The 16,481-nt window shown below is 72.3% G+C and carries 15 protein-coding genes; 9 read left to right on the forward strand and 6 right to left on the reverse strand.

Translation table 11 applies throughout. The features are described 5' to 3' along the window. Positions 1–21 precede the first annotated feature (21 nt). The 4 genes from AB0E05_RS25715 to AB0E05_RS25730 form a co-directional block, all read right to left on the reverse strand. Positions 22–642: a response regulator transcription factor gene (locus AB0E05_RS25715; protein ID WP_361967495.1), complete on the reverse strand. Its 621-nt coding sequence runs from the start codon at positions 640–642 to the stop codon at positions 22–24. After that, positions 639–1,892: a sensor histidine kinase gene (locus AB0E05_RS25720; RefSeq protein WP_361967498.1), complete on the reverse strand. Its 1,254-nt coding sequence runs from the start codon at positions 1,890–1,892 to the stop codon at positions 639–641. Before AB0E05_RS25720 ends, AB0E05_RS25715 begins: the two co-directional genes overlap by 4 nt. Beyond that, the gene (locus AB0E05_RS25725; RefSeq protein WP_361967697.1) at positions 1,850–2,647 is read right to left on the reverse strand and encodes an ABC transporter permease; all 798 of its coding nucleotides are present in this window, start codon (positions 2,645–2,647) and stop codon (positions 1,850–1,852) included. The genes AB0E05_RS25720 and AB0E05_RS25725 overlap by 43 nt, the downstream gene beginning before the upstream one ends. Positions 2,648–2,709: 62 nt before the next feature. Continuing rightward, positions 2,710–3,597 (reverse strand): ABC transporter ATP-binding protein, encoded by an 888-nt coding sequence (locus AB0E05_RS25730; protein ID WP_361967500.1) that lies wholly within the window; start codon positions 3,595–3,597, stop codon positions 2,710–2,712. A gap of 145 nt (positions 3,598–3,742) precedes the next feature. On the opposite strand from AB0E05_RS25730, the gene AB0E05_RS25735 reads away from it, so the two are divergent. Next, a complete protein-coding gene (locus AB0E05_RS25735) occupies positions 3,743–4,378 on the forward strand; it encodes a vitamin K epoxide reductase family protein (protein WP_361967502.1) in 636 nt (211 codons plus the stop codon). Between the two features lie 62 nt (positions 4,379–4,440). After that, complete coding sequence (locus tag AB0E05_RS25740) at positions 4,441–5,787, forward strand: replication-associated recombination protein A (RefSeq protein ID WP_361967504.1); 1,347 nt, start codon at positions 4,441–4,443, stop codon at positions 5,785–5,787. Positions 5,788–5,806: 19 nt separating this feature from the next. Here the strand turns inward: AB0E05_RS25740 and AB0E05_RS25745 are convergent, their stop codons facing one another. Beyond that, positions 5,807–6,520, reverse strand: a complete 714-nt coding sequence (locus tag AB0E05_RS25745) for a DUF2470 domain-containing protein (protein WP_361967506.1) — start codon at positions 6,518–6,520, stop codon at positions 5,807–5,809. Positions 6,521–6,711: 191 nt separating this feature from the next. Here AB0E05_RS25745 and rpsD point away from each other — a divergent pair, with 191 nt between their 5' ends. Then, positions 6,712–7,326: a 30S ribosomal protein S4 gene (gene rpsD / locus AB0E05_RS25750; protein WP_361540823.1), complete on the forward strand. Its 615-nt coding sequence runs from the start codon at positions 6,712–6,714 to the stop codon at positions 7,324–7,326. Positions 7,327–7,372: 46 nt separating this feature from the next. Here rpsD and AB0E05_RS25755 read toward each other — a convergent pair whose 3' ends face one another. Continuing rightward, a complete protein-coding gene (locus AB0E05_RS25755) occupies positions 7,373–9,565 on the reverse strand; it encodes an AAA family ATPase (RefSeq protein WP_361967509.1) in 2,193 nt (730 codons plus the stop codon). Positions 9,566–9,787: 222 nt separating this feature from the next. Between AB0E05_RS25755 and AB0E05_RS25760 the strand changes: the two genes are divergently transcribed. From AB0E05_RS25760 to AB0E05_RS25785, 6 genes are all read left to right on the forward strand, one after another. Beyond that, the gene (locus AB0E05_RS25760; RefSeq protein WP_361967511.1) at positions 9,788–10,222 is read left to right on the forward strand and encodes a DUF948 domain-containing protein; all 435 of its coding nucleotides are present in this window, start codon (positions 9,788–9,790) and stop codon (positions 10,220–10,222) included. Between the two features lie 7 nt (positions 10,223–10,229). Next, positions 10,230–10,580: a DUF6167 family protein gene (locus AB0E05_RS25765; protein ID WP_361967513.1), complete on the forward strand. Its 351-nt coding sequence runs from the start codon at positions 10,230–10,232 to the stop codon at positions 10,578–10,580. Beyond that, positions 10,580–13,249 (forward strand): alanine--tRNA ligase, encoded by a 2,670-nt coding sequence (gene alaS / locus AB0E05_RS25770; protein WP_361967515.1) that lies wholly within the window; start codon positions 10,580–10,582, stop codon positions 13,247–13,249. The genes AB0E05_RS25765 and alaS overlap by 1 nt, the downstream gene beginning before the upstream one ends. Beyond that, positions 13,246–13,710, forward strand: coding sequence for a Holliday junction resolvase RuvX (gene ruvX, locus AB0E05_RS25775; RefSeq protein ID WP_361967517.1), 465 nt, complete (start codon positions 13,246–13,248; stop codon positions 13,708–13,710). Before alaS ends, ruvX begins: the two co-directional genes overlap by 4 nt. A 103-nt stretch (positions 13,711–13,813) precedes the next feature. Continuing rightward, a complete protein-coding gene (gene mltG / locus AB0E05_RS25780) occupies positions 13,814–15,553 on the forward strand; it encodes an endolytic transglycosylase MltG (protein ID WP_361967519.1) in 1,740 nt (579 codons plus the stop codon). Next, on the forward strand, positions 15,550–16,425 hold the full coding sequence (locus AB0E05_RS25785; protein ID WP_361967521.1) for a shikimate dehydrogenase: 876 nt from the start codon (positions 15,550–15,552) through the stop codon (positions 16,423–16,425). The genes mltG and AB0E05_RS25785 overlap by 4 nt, the downstream gene beginning before the upstream one ends. Positions 16,426–16,481: the final 56 nt, after the last annotated feature.

Consider the following 16,481-nt stretch of genomic DNA (forward strand, 5'->3'; position numbering starts at 1 on the left):
ACTTCGTTCCGCGGGCCCTCGTCACAGCAGCTCCCAGCGCATCGCCCGGGTCACCGCCGCCGTCCGGTCGTCCACCTCCAGCTTGGCGAACACCCGCAGCAGGTGCGTCTTCACCGTGGACTCGCCGATGAACAGCCGGCGGCCGATCTCCGCGTTCGTGCACCCCTCCGCGACCAGCCGCAGCACCGCCGTCTCCCGCTCGGACAGATGGGGGCGCTCGGGCCGCTCCCGCAGCCGGTCGACGAGCCGGGTGGCAACGGAGGGCGCGAGGACGGTCTCGCCGCGCGCGGCGGCCCGGATCGCCCCGGCGAGTTCGTCGCGGGCCAGGTCCTTGAGCAGATAGCCGGCGGCGCCCGCGGCGACCGCGCGCAGGATGTCGGAGTCCGTCTCGTACGTGGTGAGGACGATGACGCGGCAGGGCAGTCCGGCCGACCGCATCCGGGTGATCGAATCGACGCCCGAGCCGCCCGGCATCCGCAGGTCCATCAGCACGATGTCGGGGCGCAACCGGGCGCTCAGGGCTTCGGCCTGCGGTCCGCTGGACGCCTCGCCGACCACTTCCAGGTCGGGCTCGGCGCCGAGCATGCCGCGCAGCCCCTCGCGGACCACGGGGTGGTCGTCGACCAGCAGGATCCGGATCATCGAAGGCCCTCCTCGGGGCGGGGCGGGGGGATCGGCAGCGTGACGGAGACGATGGTGCCCTCGCCCGGGGCGCTGTGCACCTCGGCCCGGCCGCCGACCTCGGCCGCCCGGGCGCGCAGGCCACGGAGCCCGAAGCCCGTGGGCGGCGCGGCGGTGTCGAAGCCCTGCCCGGTGTCGTGGACGCGGAGCCGCAGCTCGTCGTCCGTGCGGTCGAGGCCGATGCTCACCTCGGCACCGGCGCCGGCGTGCTTGGCGGCGTTGGCCAGGGCCTCCTGGCAGGCGCGCAGCGCCACCAGTTCCAGGTCCGGCGCCAGGGGGCGTCCGGCGCCCGTCACCGTCACCCGGGCCGGCGGCGCGTGCCGCTCGGCGAGCCGGCGCAGCGCGTCGGGCAGCGAACTGCCGTCGAGTTCCGCCGGTGCACCGCCGGCGACCAGCGCCCGGGCCTCGGCGAGGTTCTGGCGCGCGGTCTGCTCCATCATCCCCAGATGGCGCCGGGCCCCGTCCGGGTCCCGGTCCAGCTCGCCCTCCACGGCCTGGACCAGCATCAGCAGACTGGTGAAGCCCTGGGCGAGGGTGTCGTGGATCTCCCGGGACATCCGCTCGCGCTCGGCGAGCGCCCCGTGGGCGGCCGACAGCCGGGCCAGCTCCTCGCGCCGGGCCTCCAACTCGGCGATCAGCTCCGCCCGCTCCCGGCTCTGGTCGATGACCCGCATGATCCAGTGGCCGAAGACCACGGAGAAGGCGAGCGCGGTCGCCGCCGACAGGAAGACGGAGAACACGGTGTGCCCGGGCGGACTGCGCCACACCGCCCAGGTCGCCACCGGCACCAGGGTCACCAGCGCCGCGGTCACCAGCGCGGCGCGCATCCGCAGCAGCATGAAGCACTGCGGCAGCAGGGCGAAGACGGCGAGCTTGATGTCGGCCACCATCGCCGCGGGCGGTACGTAGAGGACGACCGCCCCCGCGACGTAGATCCGCGCCTGCCGCTCGTCGACCTCCGGCCGCGCCAACTGGCGCCGCCCGAAGACCAGGTACCACGGCATCAGCAGCGCCAGCAGCCCTGCCGCGACCAGCCGTTGCGCGTCGGAGTGGTCGGCCGTGGTGAGGGTGACGACGAGGGCGGTCACCCACACCACGGCGAAGTAGGCGTCCCACGCCCGGCTGGTCCGCTCCCACACGTGGGAGGCGCCGCGTCGGGATCCGGCCGTCAGCGACCGTCGTTGCTCTTCCAGCGGAACGTCAGCAGGCACAGCACCAGTCCTCCGATGCACCACGCGCCCAGGACCAGGGCGACCATCCCGAATTCGGTGGAGCCGGCGGGCTCCAGCACCCGGGCGGACTCCGGCAGGAACACCCCCCGCAGCCCCTGGACCATCCACTTCAGCGGGAAGAGCGCCGCGATGCCCAGCATCCAGTCGGACAGGCTGGTGATCACGATATACACGCCCGAGATGAACTGGAGGACCTGGAACGGCAGCGTGACGACGGAGGACGCGCTCTGCGCCGACTTCGGGACGCTGCTGATCGCGATCCCCAGCAGGGTGCACGAGGTCAGTCCGAGGACGAAGATCCAACCGAAGGCGAACCAGTCGCCCGCCCCCGACGGGAGGTCGACGTCGTAGAGGTGGCTGCCGACGGCCAACAGGGCCGCGGTCTCCAGCGCGCCGGTGACCAGGACCAGCCAGATCTTGCCGAAGAAGTACGCGGCCGGCGGCATCGGCGTGCCCTGGAGCCGGCGGAGCTGCTTCGACTCCCGTTCGACGGCGATCGAGACGCCGAGCGACTGGAAGCTGGTCGACATGATCCCGGCGGCGATCATCGCCGGGACGTACAGCTGGGCCGCGGTGACGCCGCCGGGCTTCGCGTCGTCGCCGAAGACGGAGGCGAAGAGCACCAGCAGCACGATGGGGAACGCGAAGGTGAAGACGGCCTGTTCGCGCTGGCGGAAGAAGGTCCGCACCTCCAGGGCGCCGCGCAGCAGGCCCAGTCGCCAGGCGCCGGGCAGCGGGGGACCGTCGCCGCGGGCCGTGGACGGCGCGGGCGCGGTGTGCCGGGGGTGGAGGCGCTTCACGACGCACCGCCCCGGGGAGTATCCGCGGCCCGGCCGGTGTCGTCCTGCTCGGTGAGCCGGAGGTACACGTCCTCCAGGGTGGGCCGGGTGATCGTGAGCCCGGGCAGCTCGCCGCCCAGCCGCTGCGCGAGGTCGACGACGGTACGGGTGGGGGTGGTGGTGTGCTCGTGGCGCCGGGTGCCGTCCAGGTCGGTCCAGGCGACCGCGGCCCGTGCCCCGTACCGCTCGCGCAGGACGTCGGTGCTGCCCTCGGCGACGACCCTGCCCCGGGTGATCACCGCGATCCGGTCGGCCAGGGCCTCGGCCTCGTCGAGGTAGTGGGTGGTGAGCACGATGGTGGTGCCCTCGCCGGCCAACAGCCGGATCAGGGACCAGAACTGTCGTCGGGCCGCGGGGTCGAAGCCGGTGGTGGGCTCGTCGAGGAGCAGCAGTTCGGGGCGGCCGATCACCCCGAGAGCGACGTCCAGCCGGCGCCGCTGCCCGCCGGAGAGCGCTCCGACGCGGTCGTTCGCCTTCGAGCGGAGCCCCACCAGCTCGATCACCTCGTCGGGGTCGCGCGGGGCGGGGTAGTAGTGCGCGAAGTGCGACACCGTCTCCCGCACCGTCAACTCGGCGGGTGCTGATTCATCCTGCCAGACGACGCCAATTCGAGACCGCCAACGGCGATTTCCGGCCGCTGGGTCGCGGCCGAGGACGGTCACCTCGCCTCCGTCCCGACTCCTGTGTCCCTGGAGGATCTCCACCGTGGTCGTCTTGCCGGCGCCGTTGGGTCCCAGCAGGCCGAACACCTCACCACGGCGGATGCCCAGGTCCAGCCCGTCAACCGCCGTCACGCCGCCGTACCGCTTGCGGAGCCCCGTCACGCTCACCGCGAGTTCTCTCATGCCCTCCACCCTGCTCACGGAGCGTGAGGACCGGTACGACCATGTGTCCATCGCCTTGTCCGTCGAACGATGGACACCCAGGTCCGTGCGGCACAATGACCCTGCCCGAGCAGGCCACGGCGACGGAACGAACGGCGAGAGCGATATGGCGACAGCGACGGTGGGCGACGTGACCCCGGACGAGCAGACGGACGACACCCCGACCGCGATCGGCGGCAGCCGTCCCTTCGCCTGGCTGCTGGTGATCACCGGAGCGGCGGGCCTGCTCGCCGCCTGGGTCATCACCCTCGACAAGTTCAAGCTGCTCGAAGACCCGTCGTTCACCCCGGGGTGCAGCCTGAACCCGGTGGTCTCCTGCGGCAACATCATGAAGAGCGAGCAGGCGTCGGTGTTCGGCTTCCCGAACCCGATGCTGGGGCTCGTCGCGTACTCCATGGTGATCGCCATCGGCGTCGGACTGCTCGCCGGCGCCCGCCACCGCCGCTGGTACTGGCTGGGCCTGAACGCCGGCTGCCTCTTCGGCGTCGGCTTCTGCATGTGGCTGATGTACCAGTCGCTGTACAACATCAGCTCGCTCTGCCTGTGGTGCTCGCTGGCCTGGGCCGCCACGATCGTGATGTTCTGCTACGTCACGGTGCACAACGTCCGGCACCGGATCATCAAGGTCCCCGAGGGGCTGCGCCGCGGGCTCGTGGAGTTCCACTGGATGCCGCCGGTGCTGTGGATCGGGATCATCGGCATGCTGGTCCTGACCCGCTGGTGGGACTTCTGGACCAGCTGACCCGGCCCGGAGCGGGGCCGGCGCCGGCAGCCGTGTCAGTGGGCTGACATAGGCTTCTCAGCGTGGAGCCCGACCTCTTTACCGCCGCCGCCGAAGAACGCCAGGAGAAGGACCCGTCCAGCAGCCCCCTGGCCGTCCGGATGCGTCCGCGCGACCTCGACGAGGTCGTCGGCCAGCAGCACCTGCTCAAGCCCGGCTCACCGCTGCGCCGGCTCGTCGGGAGCGGGAACGGTCCGGCCGGAGCGTCGTCCGTGATCCTCTGGGGCCCGCCCGGCACCGGCAAGACGACCCTGGCGTACGTGGTCTCCCAGGCGACCGACAAGCGCTTCACGGAGCTGTCGGCGATCACCGCGGGCGTCAAGGAGGTGCGCGCCGTCATCGACGGCGCCCGCCGGGCCGCCGGCGGGTTCGGCAAGGAGACGGTCCTCTTCCTCGACGAGATCCACCGCTTCTCCAAGGCCCAGCAGGACTCCCTGCTCCCCGCCGTGGAGAACCGCTGGGTCACCCTGATCGCCGCGACCACCGAGAACCCGTACTTCTCCGTGATCTCCCCGTTGCTCTCCCGCTCCCTGCTGCTGACGCTGGAGCCGCTGACCGACGACGACCTCAGGGGTCTGCTGCGGCGCGCGCTCACCGCCGAGCGGGGTCTGGCCGGCGCCGTCGAACTCGGCGCGGACGCCGAGGCGCACCTGCTGCGCATCGCCGGCGGCGACGCGCGCCGGGCGCTGACCGCCCTGGAGGCCGCGGCCGGCGCCGCGCTCGACAAGGGCGAGCGGGAGATCTCCCTGCTCACGGTGGAGGAGACCGTCGACCGCGCCGCGGTGAAGTACGACCGCGACGGCGACCAGCACTACGACGTGGCCAGCGCGCTGATCAAGTCGATCCGCGGCTCGGACGTGGACGCCGCCCTGCACTACCTGGCCCGCATGATCGAGGCGGGGGAGGACCCCCGGTTCATCGCGCGCCGACTGATGATCTCCGCCAGTGAGGACATCGGGCTCGCCGACCCGACCGCGCTGCCCACGGCGGTCGCCGCGGCCCAGGCGGTGGCCATGATCGGTTTCCCGGAGGCGGCGCTGACCCTGAGCCACGCCACCATCGCGCTGGCCCTCGCCCCGAAGTCGAACGCCGCGACCACGGCCATCGGGGCGGCCCTCGCCGACGTGCGCGCCGGCCTCGCCGGCCCGGTCCCCCAGCACCTGCGCGACGGGCACTACAAGGGCGCGAAGGCCCTCGGCCACGCCCAGGGCTACGTCTATCCGCACGACGTCCCCGGCGCCATCGCCGCCCAGCAGTACGCCCCCGACGCCGTCCACGGCAAGACGTACTACGAACCCACGCGATACGGCGCCGAAGCGCGGTACGCGGACGTGGTGGAGAAGGTGCGCGAGCGGTTGCGCGGCAGCTGACCTCGCCGTCCGGCCGGCGTCAGTGCGCGGCGGCCTCGAAGAGCAGGTGCATCGCGCGGCGCAGCTCGACGACGTCCCGCACCGGCTCGGGGAAGTCGAAGCGGGCGTCGAAGCACCGCTCCCCGGTGAAGCGCACCCGCAGTCCGAACCGGTCGAGCGCGAGCGGTACGGCACGCAGCCCCCGCGCCTGCTGCTCGACCGTCGCCCCCGACAGCTCCTGCGCCCGCTCGCCGAGGAGTGCGCACAACTCCTGCACCTGCGGGCCGTGCGCCGCGTGCAGGTGTTGGAGCAGCTCCGTCTCGTGGGCCACGAGCGGGTCGGGCAGGGCCCGGGCGAACTCCTCCGGGTCCACGGCGGACGCGCCCCACAGGTCGTCCACGGACAGCTCGCCCACTTCGAGCCGGAGCATCATCCCGCCCGGTTCGGCCAGCCCGGGGGCCCGGGTGAGCCAGCCGGAGGCCCAGGCGCGGCCCCGGATGCGGTGCGGCACGGCGACCGGAGCCACGTCCGTGACCTCCAGGACCGCGGACAGCTCGTCGTCCTGGGCGTGCGTGGCGGCGCGCACCACGGGGGAGTCGGCGGGAAAGAGCAGGAACACCTCGCCGTCGCAGCCCACCACGCGCGCCTGGGGGGCGAGCAGCTCCTGGGGGATGCCGTCCAGGCCCGGGACGAGGAGCACGGCTGAGCATGTACTCTGTACGAGAGTTCGTGTGCGCTCGGCTGCTGACGGCATCCGAGTGATATCAAGCCCGCTGGGACGCGGCTGACCATGAGCTGATCGGACCTCCGTCGCCTCGACGCTCCTATGAGTAGCGTCGGCTTCTTTTGTGCTGTCCGTGATGCGCTTGGTGTTCCCAGGGCGAGACATGCGATCTCCTTGAGTAAGGTGAGCCTAACCTAACCTATTTCGGAGGTCTGGAGAACGTGCCTAACCAGTCGCGTCCCAAGGTCAAGAAGTCCCGTGCCCTCGGCATCGCCCTGACGCCGAAGGCCGTCAAGTACTTCGAGGCCCGCCCGTACCCGCCGGGCGAGCACGGCCGTGGTCGCAAGCAGAACTCGGACTACAAGGTCCGTCTGCTGGAGAAGCAGCGCCTGCGCGCCCAGTACGACATCAGCGAGCGCCAGATGGCCCGCGCCTACGACCGCGCCCGCAAGGCCGAGGGCAAGACGGGCGAGGCGCTCGTCGTCGAGCTGGAGCGTCGCCTCGACGCCCTGGTGCTGCGTTCGGGCATCGCCCGCACCATCTACCAGGCCCGTCAGATGGTCGTCCACGGCCACATCGAGGTCAACGGCGGCAAGGTCGACAAGCCGTCCTTCCGCGTCCGTCCCGACGACGTCGTGATGGTCCGCCAGCGCTCCCGCGAGAAGTCGCTGTTCCAGGTCGCCCGTGAGGGTGGCTTCGCGGCCGACGGCGAGACCCCGCGCTACCTGCAGGTCAACCTGAAGGCCCTGGCGTTCCGCCTGGACCGCGACCCGCAGCGCAAGGAGATCCCCGTGATCTGCGACGAGCAGCTGGTCGTCGAGTACTACGCCCGCTGATCCACCGCGCCCGGCTCGGTCCGGGCGCCCGGTGCGACCGCGCGCATCAGCCCGCCGCCTCCCCACCGCCGTCATCGGCGGGGGAGCCGGCGGGCTCTCGCGTTCCCAGGGCCCGTCGCACCGCCGCTTCCAGCGGCAGCGCCCGGCCCTCGCGTGCTCGGCTTCGGTAGGCGTCGACGCCCAGCGCCGCAAGGGCCCGGTCGTACGCCAGGGCCCGCGGTGCGCCGAAGTGGCGCGAGCCGAAGAGCGGTAGGCCTACCGCGTCCCACACCGGCGTCGCCGCGCCCTGGAGCACGGCGGCCTCCGCCGCGTCGCCCTCGTCGACCGTGACGAGCGCCAGCAGCTCCAGCGCCAGCACCAGCCCCACCAGGTCGTGGAAGCGGTGGCTCGCGCCCAGGGCCGTCACCAGCAGTCCCCGTGCGGTGGCGGTCTCGCCCCGCGTCCAGGCCGCGTGAGCCAGGACGTACAGCGCGTACGCCCGGGCCCACAGCTCCCCGCGCTCCTCGCAGACCTCCCGGACCTCCTCGCACAGCGCCACCGCCTCCGCGAGCCGGTCCTGGAAGGCCAGCGACATCGCCAGCTCCACCTGCCCCATCAACACCTGGCTGTTGAGTTCGCCCAGCTCCCGGTAGGAGGCGAGCGCTCCCCGCAGCAGGTCCTCGGCGCGGATGAGCTCCCCGGAGAGCAGCGCCAGACAGCCCGTGCGGTGGACCGCGTACGCCGTGGCCCGCGCGCTGCCCGCGCGGGCGGCCTCCTCGCGGCACTCGTGGAGCGCGCCGGCGCCCGCCGCGGCGTCCCCCTGGAGCGTCGCCACGTAACCGAGCACCCACAGGGCCTTGAGCCGGGACTCCTGGTGCGCGCCGTCGCCGGCGAGGGCGGCCTGGAGCCAGTGCCGGCCCTCGGCGAGGCGACCGCAGCCGACCCAGTAGAACCAGAGCGTGCCCGCGAGGTGCTGGCCCAGGTGCGCCTCCTCGTCGCTCTCCAGGCACAGCTCCAGCGCCGCCCGCAGATTCGGCAGTGCGCCCTCCGCGAGAGCCGCGACCTCCGCCTGCCGCGGGCTGAACCAGTCCAGCTCGCACCAGGTCGCGAGTCCGACGTACCAGTCGCGGTGCCGTCGGCGCATCCGGTGGACGTCGCCGAGGGCGGCCAGCCACTCCTGCCCGTACGCGCGCAGGGTGTCGAGCATCCGGTAGCGCACCCCCGCGGGGGTGTCCTCGCGGGTCAGCACGGATTGGGCGAGCAGTTCGCCGACGACGTCCAGCACGGCGTCGGCGGGCAGGTCGGGCCCGCTGCACACGTACTCGACCGCCTCCAGGTCGAACGGCCCGGCGAAGACCGAGAGCCGGGCCCACAGCAGCCGCTCCCGGGGCGTGCACAGCTCGTGGCTCCAGCCGACCGCGGTGCGCAGGGTGCGATGGCGCGGCAGCGCGCCCCTGGTTCCGCCGGTGAGCAGCCGGAACCGGTCGTCGAGTCGGGCGACGATGTCGTCCACCGAGAGCACCGGGAGCCGACCCGCGGCGAGTTCCAGCGCGAGCGGGATGCCGTCCAGCCGCCGGCACAGCTCCCGTACGGACGCCTCGTGCCCGTCGGACAGTCGGAAGCCGGGGAGCACCCGCGCCGCCCGGTCGGCGAAGAGCAGGACGGCGTCCTCCTCGGGCAGCGGGTCCAGTGGCAGGACCGCCTCGCTCGCCAGTCGCAGCGGCCGGCGCCCGGCGGCGAGCACCGTCAGTCCGGGGGCGTGCCGCAGCAGGTCGGCCAGGACCTCGGCGCAGGCGTCCACGATGTGCTCGTAACCGTCGACGACGAGCAGGAGCCGGCGGCCGGAGAGGTGGTCGAGCAGGACCGCCCGGGCGGGGCGGGGCGTCTGGTCGGTGATGCCGAGCGCCTCCACGAGGGCGTGCTCCACCAGGTCCGGATCGCGAACGGTCGCCAGCTCGACCAGGTGCGCGCCATTGGCGTACCGATTCTGCACAGCGCTGGCGCACTCCAGCGCGAGCCGGGACTTGCCGACGCCGGCCGCCCCCGAGAGCGTGACGAGCCGGGAGTCCGCCAGCATCCGGGGCAGCTCGGCCAACTCGGTGACCCGACCGAAGAAACGGTTCAGCGGAAGGGGGAGGCACCCGGGCGCGGGCAGGGCGTCAGGAGCGCCGACGAAGGCCCGCACCGAAGCGGGATCGGAGCCCTGGGACCGGTCGTCCGGGGGGAACGGAAAGGGGCCGTCACAAGGGGAGCGCCGCATGGAACACGGAGCGTACCGGCGCGTGTGCGGTCCGTACAATCCGGTGGACGGGTGCTGTTGCGGGCCGGGGGAATGCGGTATGGGGGGCCACCCCGATCGCGATAGGGTCTAAGGACGATTTCGAGGCGTGCTGCGCCCCCGAATCCCGACGTACGCAGAAGGCCGCGGCGGATCGCAGGGCTCCCCGGCGAACGCGCGGACAGACACAGGAAGCGGTGCGGTGTGACCGGTGGTGAGGTTGCCGGGATCCTGGTGGCCGTCTTCTGGGCGATCCTGGTCTCCTTCCTCGCCGTGGTGCTGGTGAGGCTGGCCCAGACGCTCAGGGCGACCACCCGGCTCGTGGCGGAGGTGACGGAGCGGGCGGTTCCGCTGCTGACCGACGCCTCGGCGACGGTCCGCTCCGCACAGACCCAGCTCGACCGGGTCGACGCGATCGCGACGGACGTCCAGGAGGTCACCTCCAACGCCTCCGCGCTCTCCACCACGGTCGCCTCCACCTTCGGCGGCCCGCTGGTCAAGGTCGCCGCCTTCGGCTACGGCGTACGGAAGGCGATGAGCCGCAAGGGCGACGAGGCGCCGCCCCCGCGCCGCCGGTCCGAACCGCGCACCGTGGTGGTCGCCCGGGGCGGACGCGGTCGTTGGGGCAGGAAGGGCTGAGGCAGGAATGTTCCGTCGTACGTTCTGGTTCGCCGCGGGCGCCGCGGCCGGCGTCTGGGCCACCACCAAGGTGAACCGCAAGATCCAGCAGCTCACTCCCGAGAGCCTCGCGGCACAGGCCGCGAACAAGGCGATCGAGACGGGGCACCGCGTCAAGGACTTCGCCCTCGACGTCCGCGCCGGAATGATCCAGCGCGAGGAGGAGTTGGGCGAGGCACTGGGCGTGCACGCCCCGGTCGACCCCGAGCTGCCCGCCCAGCGGGCGCGGCGAGCGATCGGCCGCCCGCCCGCCGCGGACCTCCCCGAGCAGCACCCGTACCACGCCCACCACTCGCACAACCGGAATGAGGACCACTGATGGAGTCGGCTGAGATCCGCCGCCGCTGGCTGAGCTTCTTCGAGGAGCGCGGGCACGCCGTCGTGCCTTCGGCGTCGCTCATCGCGGACGACCCGACTCTGCTGCTGATCAACGCGGGCATGGTGCCGTTCAAGCCGTACTTCCTCGGCGAGACCAGGCCGCCGGCCCCGCGCGTCACCAGCGTGCAGAAGTGCGTCCGCACCCCGGACATCGAAGAGGTCGGCAAGACCACCCGGCACGGCACCTTCTTCCAGATGTGCGGCAACTTCTCCTTCGGCGACTACTTCAAGGAAGGCGCCATCAAGCTCGCCTGGGAGCTGCTGACCGCCTCCCAGGACGACGGCGGCTACGGCCTCGACCCCGAGCGCCTGTGGATCACCGTCTACGAGCAGGACGACGAGGCCGAGCAGATCTGGCGCGACGTCATCGGCGTGCCCGCCGAGCGCATCCAGCGCCTGGGCATGGGGCCGAACTTCTGGTCCATGGGCGTGCCCGGCCCCTGCGGCCCCTGCTCCGAGATCAACTACGACCGCGGCCCGGAGTTCGGCGAAGAGGGCGGCCCGGCCGTCAACGACGAGCGCTACGTCGAGCTGTGGAACCTCGTCTTCATGCAGTACGAGCGGGGCCCGGGCGAGGGCAAGGAGGACTTCCCGATCCTCGGTGAGCTCCCCTCCAAGAACATCGACACCGGCCTCGGCCTCGAACGCCTCGCCATGGTCCTCCAGGGCGTGCAGAACATGTACGAGACGGACACGCTCCGCGTCGTCATGGACAAGGCCACCGAGCTGACCGGCGTGCGCTACGGCGCCGAGCACGACTCCGACGTCGCCCTGCGCGTGATCGCCGACCACATCCGCACCTCGGTCATGCTCATCGGCGACGGCGTCACCCCCGGCAACGAGGGCCGCGGCTACGTCCTGCGCCGCATCATGCGCCGCGCCATCCGCAACATGCGCCTGCTCGGTGCCACCGGCCCCGTCGTCGCCGAACTGGCCGACGTCGTCATCCGGACCATGGGCGAGCAGTACCCGGAGCTGGTCACCGAGCGCACCCGCATCGAGGCCGTCGCCCTCGCCGAGGAGGCCCGCTTCCTCAAGACGCTGAACGCCGGCACCAACGTCCTCGACGGTGCCGTCAGCGAGGCCAAGGAGGCCGGCTCCACCGTCCTGACCGGCGACAAGGCGTTCCTGCTCCACGACACCTGGGGCTTCCCGATCGACCTCACCCTGGAGATGGCCGCCGAGCAGGGTCTCCGCGTGGACGAGGACGGCTTCCGCCGGCTCATGAAGGAGCAGCGGGACCGCGCCAAGGCCGACGCCCGGGCCAAGAAGACCGGCCACGCCGACCTGTCCGCGTACCGCGAGGTCGCCGACACGGCCGGCTCCACCGACTTCACCGGCTACTTCTCCACCGAGGGCGAGTCCACCGTCGTCGGCCTGCTCGTCGACGGCGTGCCCTCGCCCGCCGCCGTCGAGGGCGACGAGGTCGAGGTCGTTCTCGACCGCACCCCGTTCTACGCCGAGGGCGGCGGCCAGCTCGCCGACCAGGGCCGCATCCGGCTGGACTCCGGCGCCGTCATCGAGGTCCGCGACGTCCAGCAGCCCGTGCCCGGCGTCTCCGTGCACAAGGGGTCCGTGCAGGTCGGCGAGGTGACCGTGGGCGCCTCCGCGTACGCCGCCATCGACGTCACGCGCCGGCGGGCCATCGCCCGCGCCCACAGCGCCACCCACCTCACGCACCAGGCCCTGCGCGACGCGCTCGGCCCCACCGCCGCCCAGGCCGGTTCGGAGAACTCCCCGGGCCGTTTCCGCTTCGACTTCGGCTCGCCCGCCGCCGTCCCCGGCACCGTCCTCACCGACGTGGAGCAGCGGATCAACGAGGTCCTCTCCCGCGAGCTGGACGTCCAGGCCGAGGTCATGAGCCTCGACGAGGCCAAGAAGCAGGGCGCCATCGCCGAGTTCGGCGAGAAGTACGGCGAGCGCGTGCGAGTCGTCACCATCGGCGACTTCTCCAAGGAGCTGTGCGGCGGCACCCACGTCCACAACACCGCCCAGCTGGGTCTGGTGAAGCTGCTCGGCGAGTCCTCCATCGGCTCCGGCGTGCGCCGCATCGAAGCCCTCGTCGGCGTCGACGCGTACAACTTCCTCGCCCGGGAGCACACGGTCGTCGCCCAGCTCCAGGAGCTGGTCAAGGGCCGTCCCGAGGAGCTGCCGGAGAAGATCTCCGGGATGCTCGCCAAGCTGAAGGACGCCGAGAAGGAGATCGAGAAGTTCCGCGCGGAGAAGGTGCTCGCCGCCGCCGCCGGACTCGCCGACGGAGCCAAGGACGTGCGCGGCACCGCCCTGGTGACCGGTCGGGTCCCGGACGGCACCTCCGCCGACGACCTGCGCAAGCTGGTCCTTGACGTCCGCGGACGCATCCCGGGCGACCGCCCCGCCGTGGTGGCGCTGTTCACCGTGGCGGGCGGCCGCCCGCTGACCGTCATCGCCACCAACGAGGCCGCGCGCGAGCGCGGGCTGAAGGCCGGTGACCTGGTCCGCACCGCCGCCAAGACCCTCGGCGGCGGTGGCGGCGGCAAGCCGGACGTCGCGCAGGGCGGCGGCCAGGACCCGACGGCCGTCGACGAGGCCGCCGCCGCTGTCGAGCGTCTGGTGGCCGAGACCTCGTGAGACGCGGACGTCGCCTCGCGATCGACGTCGGGGACGCCCGGATCGGGGTCGCCTCGTGCGACCCCGACGGGATCCTCGCCACGCCGGTGGAGACCGTGCCGGGACGCGACGTCCCGGCCGCCCACCGGCGGTTGCGGGCCCTGGTCGAGGAGTACGAGCCGATCGAGGTCGTGGTGGGGCTGCCCCGCTCGCTCAACGGGCGGGAGGGGCCGGCCGCCACCAAGGTCCGCACCTTCGCCCGGGAACTGGCCCGCGGGATCGCGCCGGTGCCGGTGAGGTTGCTCGACGAGAGGATGACCACAGTATCGGCCACCCAGGGACTGCGCGCCGCGGGCGTGACGTCCAAAAAGGGGCGATCTGTGATCGACCAGGCTGCCGCTGTGTTGATCCTCCAGAACGCTCTGGAGTCCGAACGGGCGTCAGGCGCGCCCCCTGGTGAGAGCGTCGGAGGGATTGTCTGATCGCGATACGGTAACGTTCCGCGCCGTGCGGCGGTGCTCGAACAACTGCCTCACCGATACGACAGCGGGACGGTGATCCGCCCGACTCGCGGCTAGGGGATCGATGACTGATTATGGCCGGGGCCCCGGCTCCGAACCGTGGCATCCCGATGACCCTCTCTACGGAGACCAGGGATGGAACGGCCAGCAGGCCGGCTCCGGTCACGACCCCTACGGCGGACATCCGCAGCAGCAGCAGCAGTACCCCCAGCCTCAGCACGCCCAGCACCCGGAGCAGGCGTACGGCGTCCAGGACCCGTACCAGCAGCAGTACGCCCAGCACCAGCACCCGCAGCAGGCGCCGTACGCCTCCGGGCAGCAGCACCCCGGCCACCAGCAGCACGCCGGTCCCCAGAGCTACGACGGCCAGTGGGACGCCGGCCACCAGCCGGCCGTCGGGTACGGCCCCGAGACCTACGGGGCCAACCCCGCCGACGCCTACGCCGGCCAGGCCCCGAGCTACCAGGGTCAGCCCGAGGCCGACTACTACGCCACGGCCGACGCGTACCCCCCGCCCGAGCCTCCCGCCCGGCGCAGCGCCGAACCCGAGGCCAAGGCCGCCCCGTGGGACGCCGAAGCGCCCGACGAGGAGCGGCATCCCTTCTTCGGCGGCGACGACGCCGATGACGACGGCGTCAGACGCGACGGCGAGGCGACCGGCCGCGCGGCCCGACGCGGCGGCGGCGCCGGCTCCGGCGAACGCCGAGGCAAGGGCAAGAAGAAGAGCCGCAACGGCTGCGCCTGCCTGGTGGTGTCCCTGGTGCTGGCCAGCGGACTCGGTGGGGTGTCCTACTTCGCGTACCAGTTCTGGCAGGGCCAGTTCGGTGCCGCACCCGACTACGCGGGCGCGGGCAGCGGCTCCGTCGTGGTCGAGATCCCCAAGGACGCGGGCCTGGCGGAGATCGGCTCGATCCTGAAGAAGCACGGCGTCGTCAAGAGCTCCGGGGCGTTCGTCGCCGCGGCCGACAGCAACCCGCGCGCCAAGACCATCCAGGCCGGCGTGTACGTCCTGGCCAAGGAGATGTCGGGCGCCAACGCCGTCAAGTCGATGCTCGACCCCAAGAGCAGCAGCAACCTGATCATCCCTGAGGGCAAGCGGAACACCTACATCTACGCGGCGATCGACAAGCGTCTGGAGCTGAAGGCCGGGACCACCCAGCAGGTGGCCAAGGACCAGGCGAAGAACCTCGGTCTGCCCTCCTGGGCGGGCAAGGGCGGCGACATCAAGGACCCGCTGGAGGGCTTCCTCTTCCCCGCGGCCTATCCGGTGGCCAAGGGCATGAAGCCCGAGGCCGTGCTGAAGAAGATGGTCGCCCGCGCCAACGAGGAGTTCGGGAAGGCGGACCTGGAGAAGGAAGCCCAGCGCCTCGGGCTCAAGTCGCCGATGGAGATCCTCACCGTCGCGAGCCTCGTCCAGGCCGAGGGCAAGTACAAGAAGGACTTCGACAAGGTCGCCAGGGTCGTCTACAACCGCCTCCAGCCCGACAACACCGAGACCGTGGGCCGGTTGGAGTTCGACTCGACCGTCAACTACTTCCAGAACAAGAGCCGACTCGACATCGGCAGCGTCGACAAGCTCCGCCAGCTCCCCGACCCGTACAACACGTACCGGATCAAGGGGCTGCCGCCCGGCCCGATCGGCAACCCCGGCATGGAAGCGTTCAACTCCGCGGTCAAGCCGGAGGACGGCCCCTGGTACTACTTCGTCTCGATCGACGAGGACGACACCCGGTTCGCCGAGACGAACGACGAGCACGAGGCGAACCGCCAGAAGTACCTCGAAAAGCAGAAAGCCGGTCAGTGAGCACGACGAACACCCCGCACGCGAGGGGTACGGCCGGCACGCACGGGACGGCGAAGCGGCGCGCGGCGGTCCTCGGATCGCCGATCGGCCACTCCCTGTCACCCGTGCTGCACCGCACCGCCTACACCCACCTGGGCCTCGCGGACTGGTCGTACGACCAGTTCGAGGTGGACGAGCAGGCCCTGCCGGGCTTCCTCGCCGACCTGGACGACAGCTGGGCCGGCTTCTCGCTGACCATGCCGCTGAAGCGGGCCGTCATCCCGCTGCTCGACGAGGTCAGCCCCGCCGCGGCCTCGGTGGAGGCGGTCAACACCGTCGTCCGCACCGAGGACGGCCGCCTCCACGGCGACAACACCGACATCCCCGGCCTCCTCGCCGCGCTGCGGGAGCGGGGCGTCACCGGCGTCGAGTCGGCCGCCGTCCTCGGCGCCGGCGCGACCGCCTCCTCCGCGCTCGCCGCCCTCGCCCACCTGTGCCACGGACCCGTCACCGCGTACGTCCGCAGCGCGGCCCGCGCCGACGAGATGCGCGGCTGGGGCGAGCGGCTGGGCATCGAGGTGCGCACCGAGCCGTGGGAGCGGGCCGCCCGCGCGCTGGTCGAGCCGCTGGTCATCGCCACCACCCCGGCCGGCACCACCGATCCGCTCGTCGTCGACGTGCCCGCCCGTCCCGGCACCCTCTTCGACGTGCTGTACGAGCCCTGGCCCACGCCGCTCGCCGCGGCCTGGGCCGCGCACGGCGGCGCCGTCCTCGGCGGCCTCGACCTCCTCGTCCACCAGGCCGTGCTCCAGGTGGAACGGATGACCGGATGCGCCCCGGCCCCGGTGGAGGCCATGCGCAAGGCCGGCGAGGCCGCGCTCCACGAGCGCTGAGAGCCTGTCGGGTGGCCTTCGATCGGATAGCGGACGCGGCCTGGTGCGTGCGATTC

It is taken from the genome of Streptomyces sp. NPDC048057 (assembly GCF_040653095.1).
Taxonomy (GTDB): domain Bacteria; phylum Actinomycetota; class Actinomycetes; order Streptomycetales; family Streptomycetaceae; genus Streptomyces.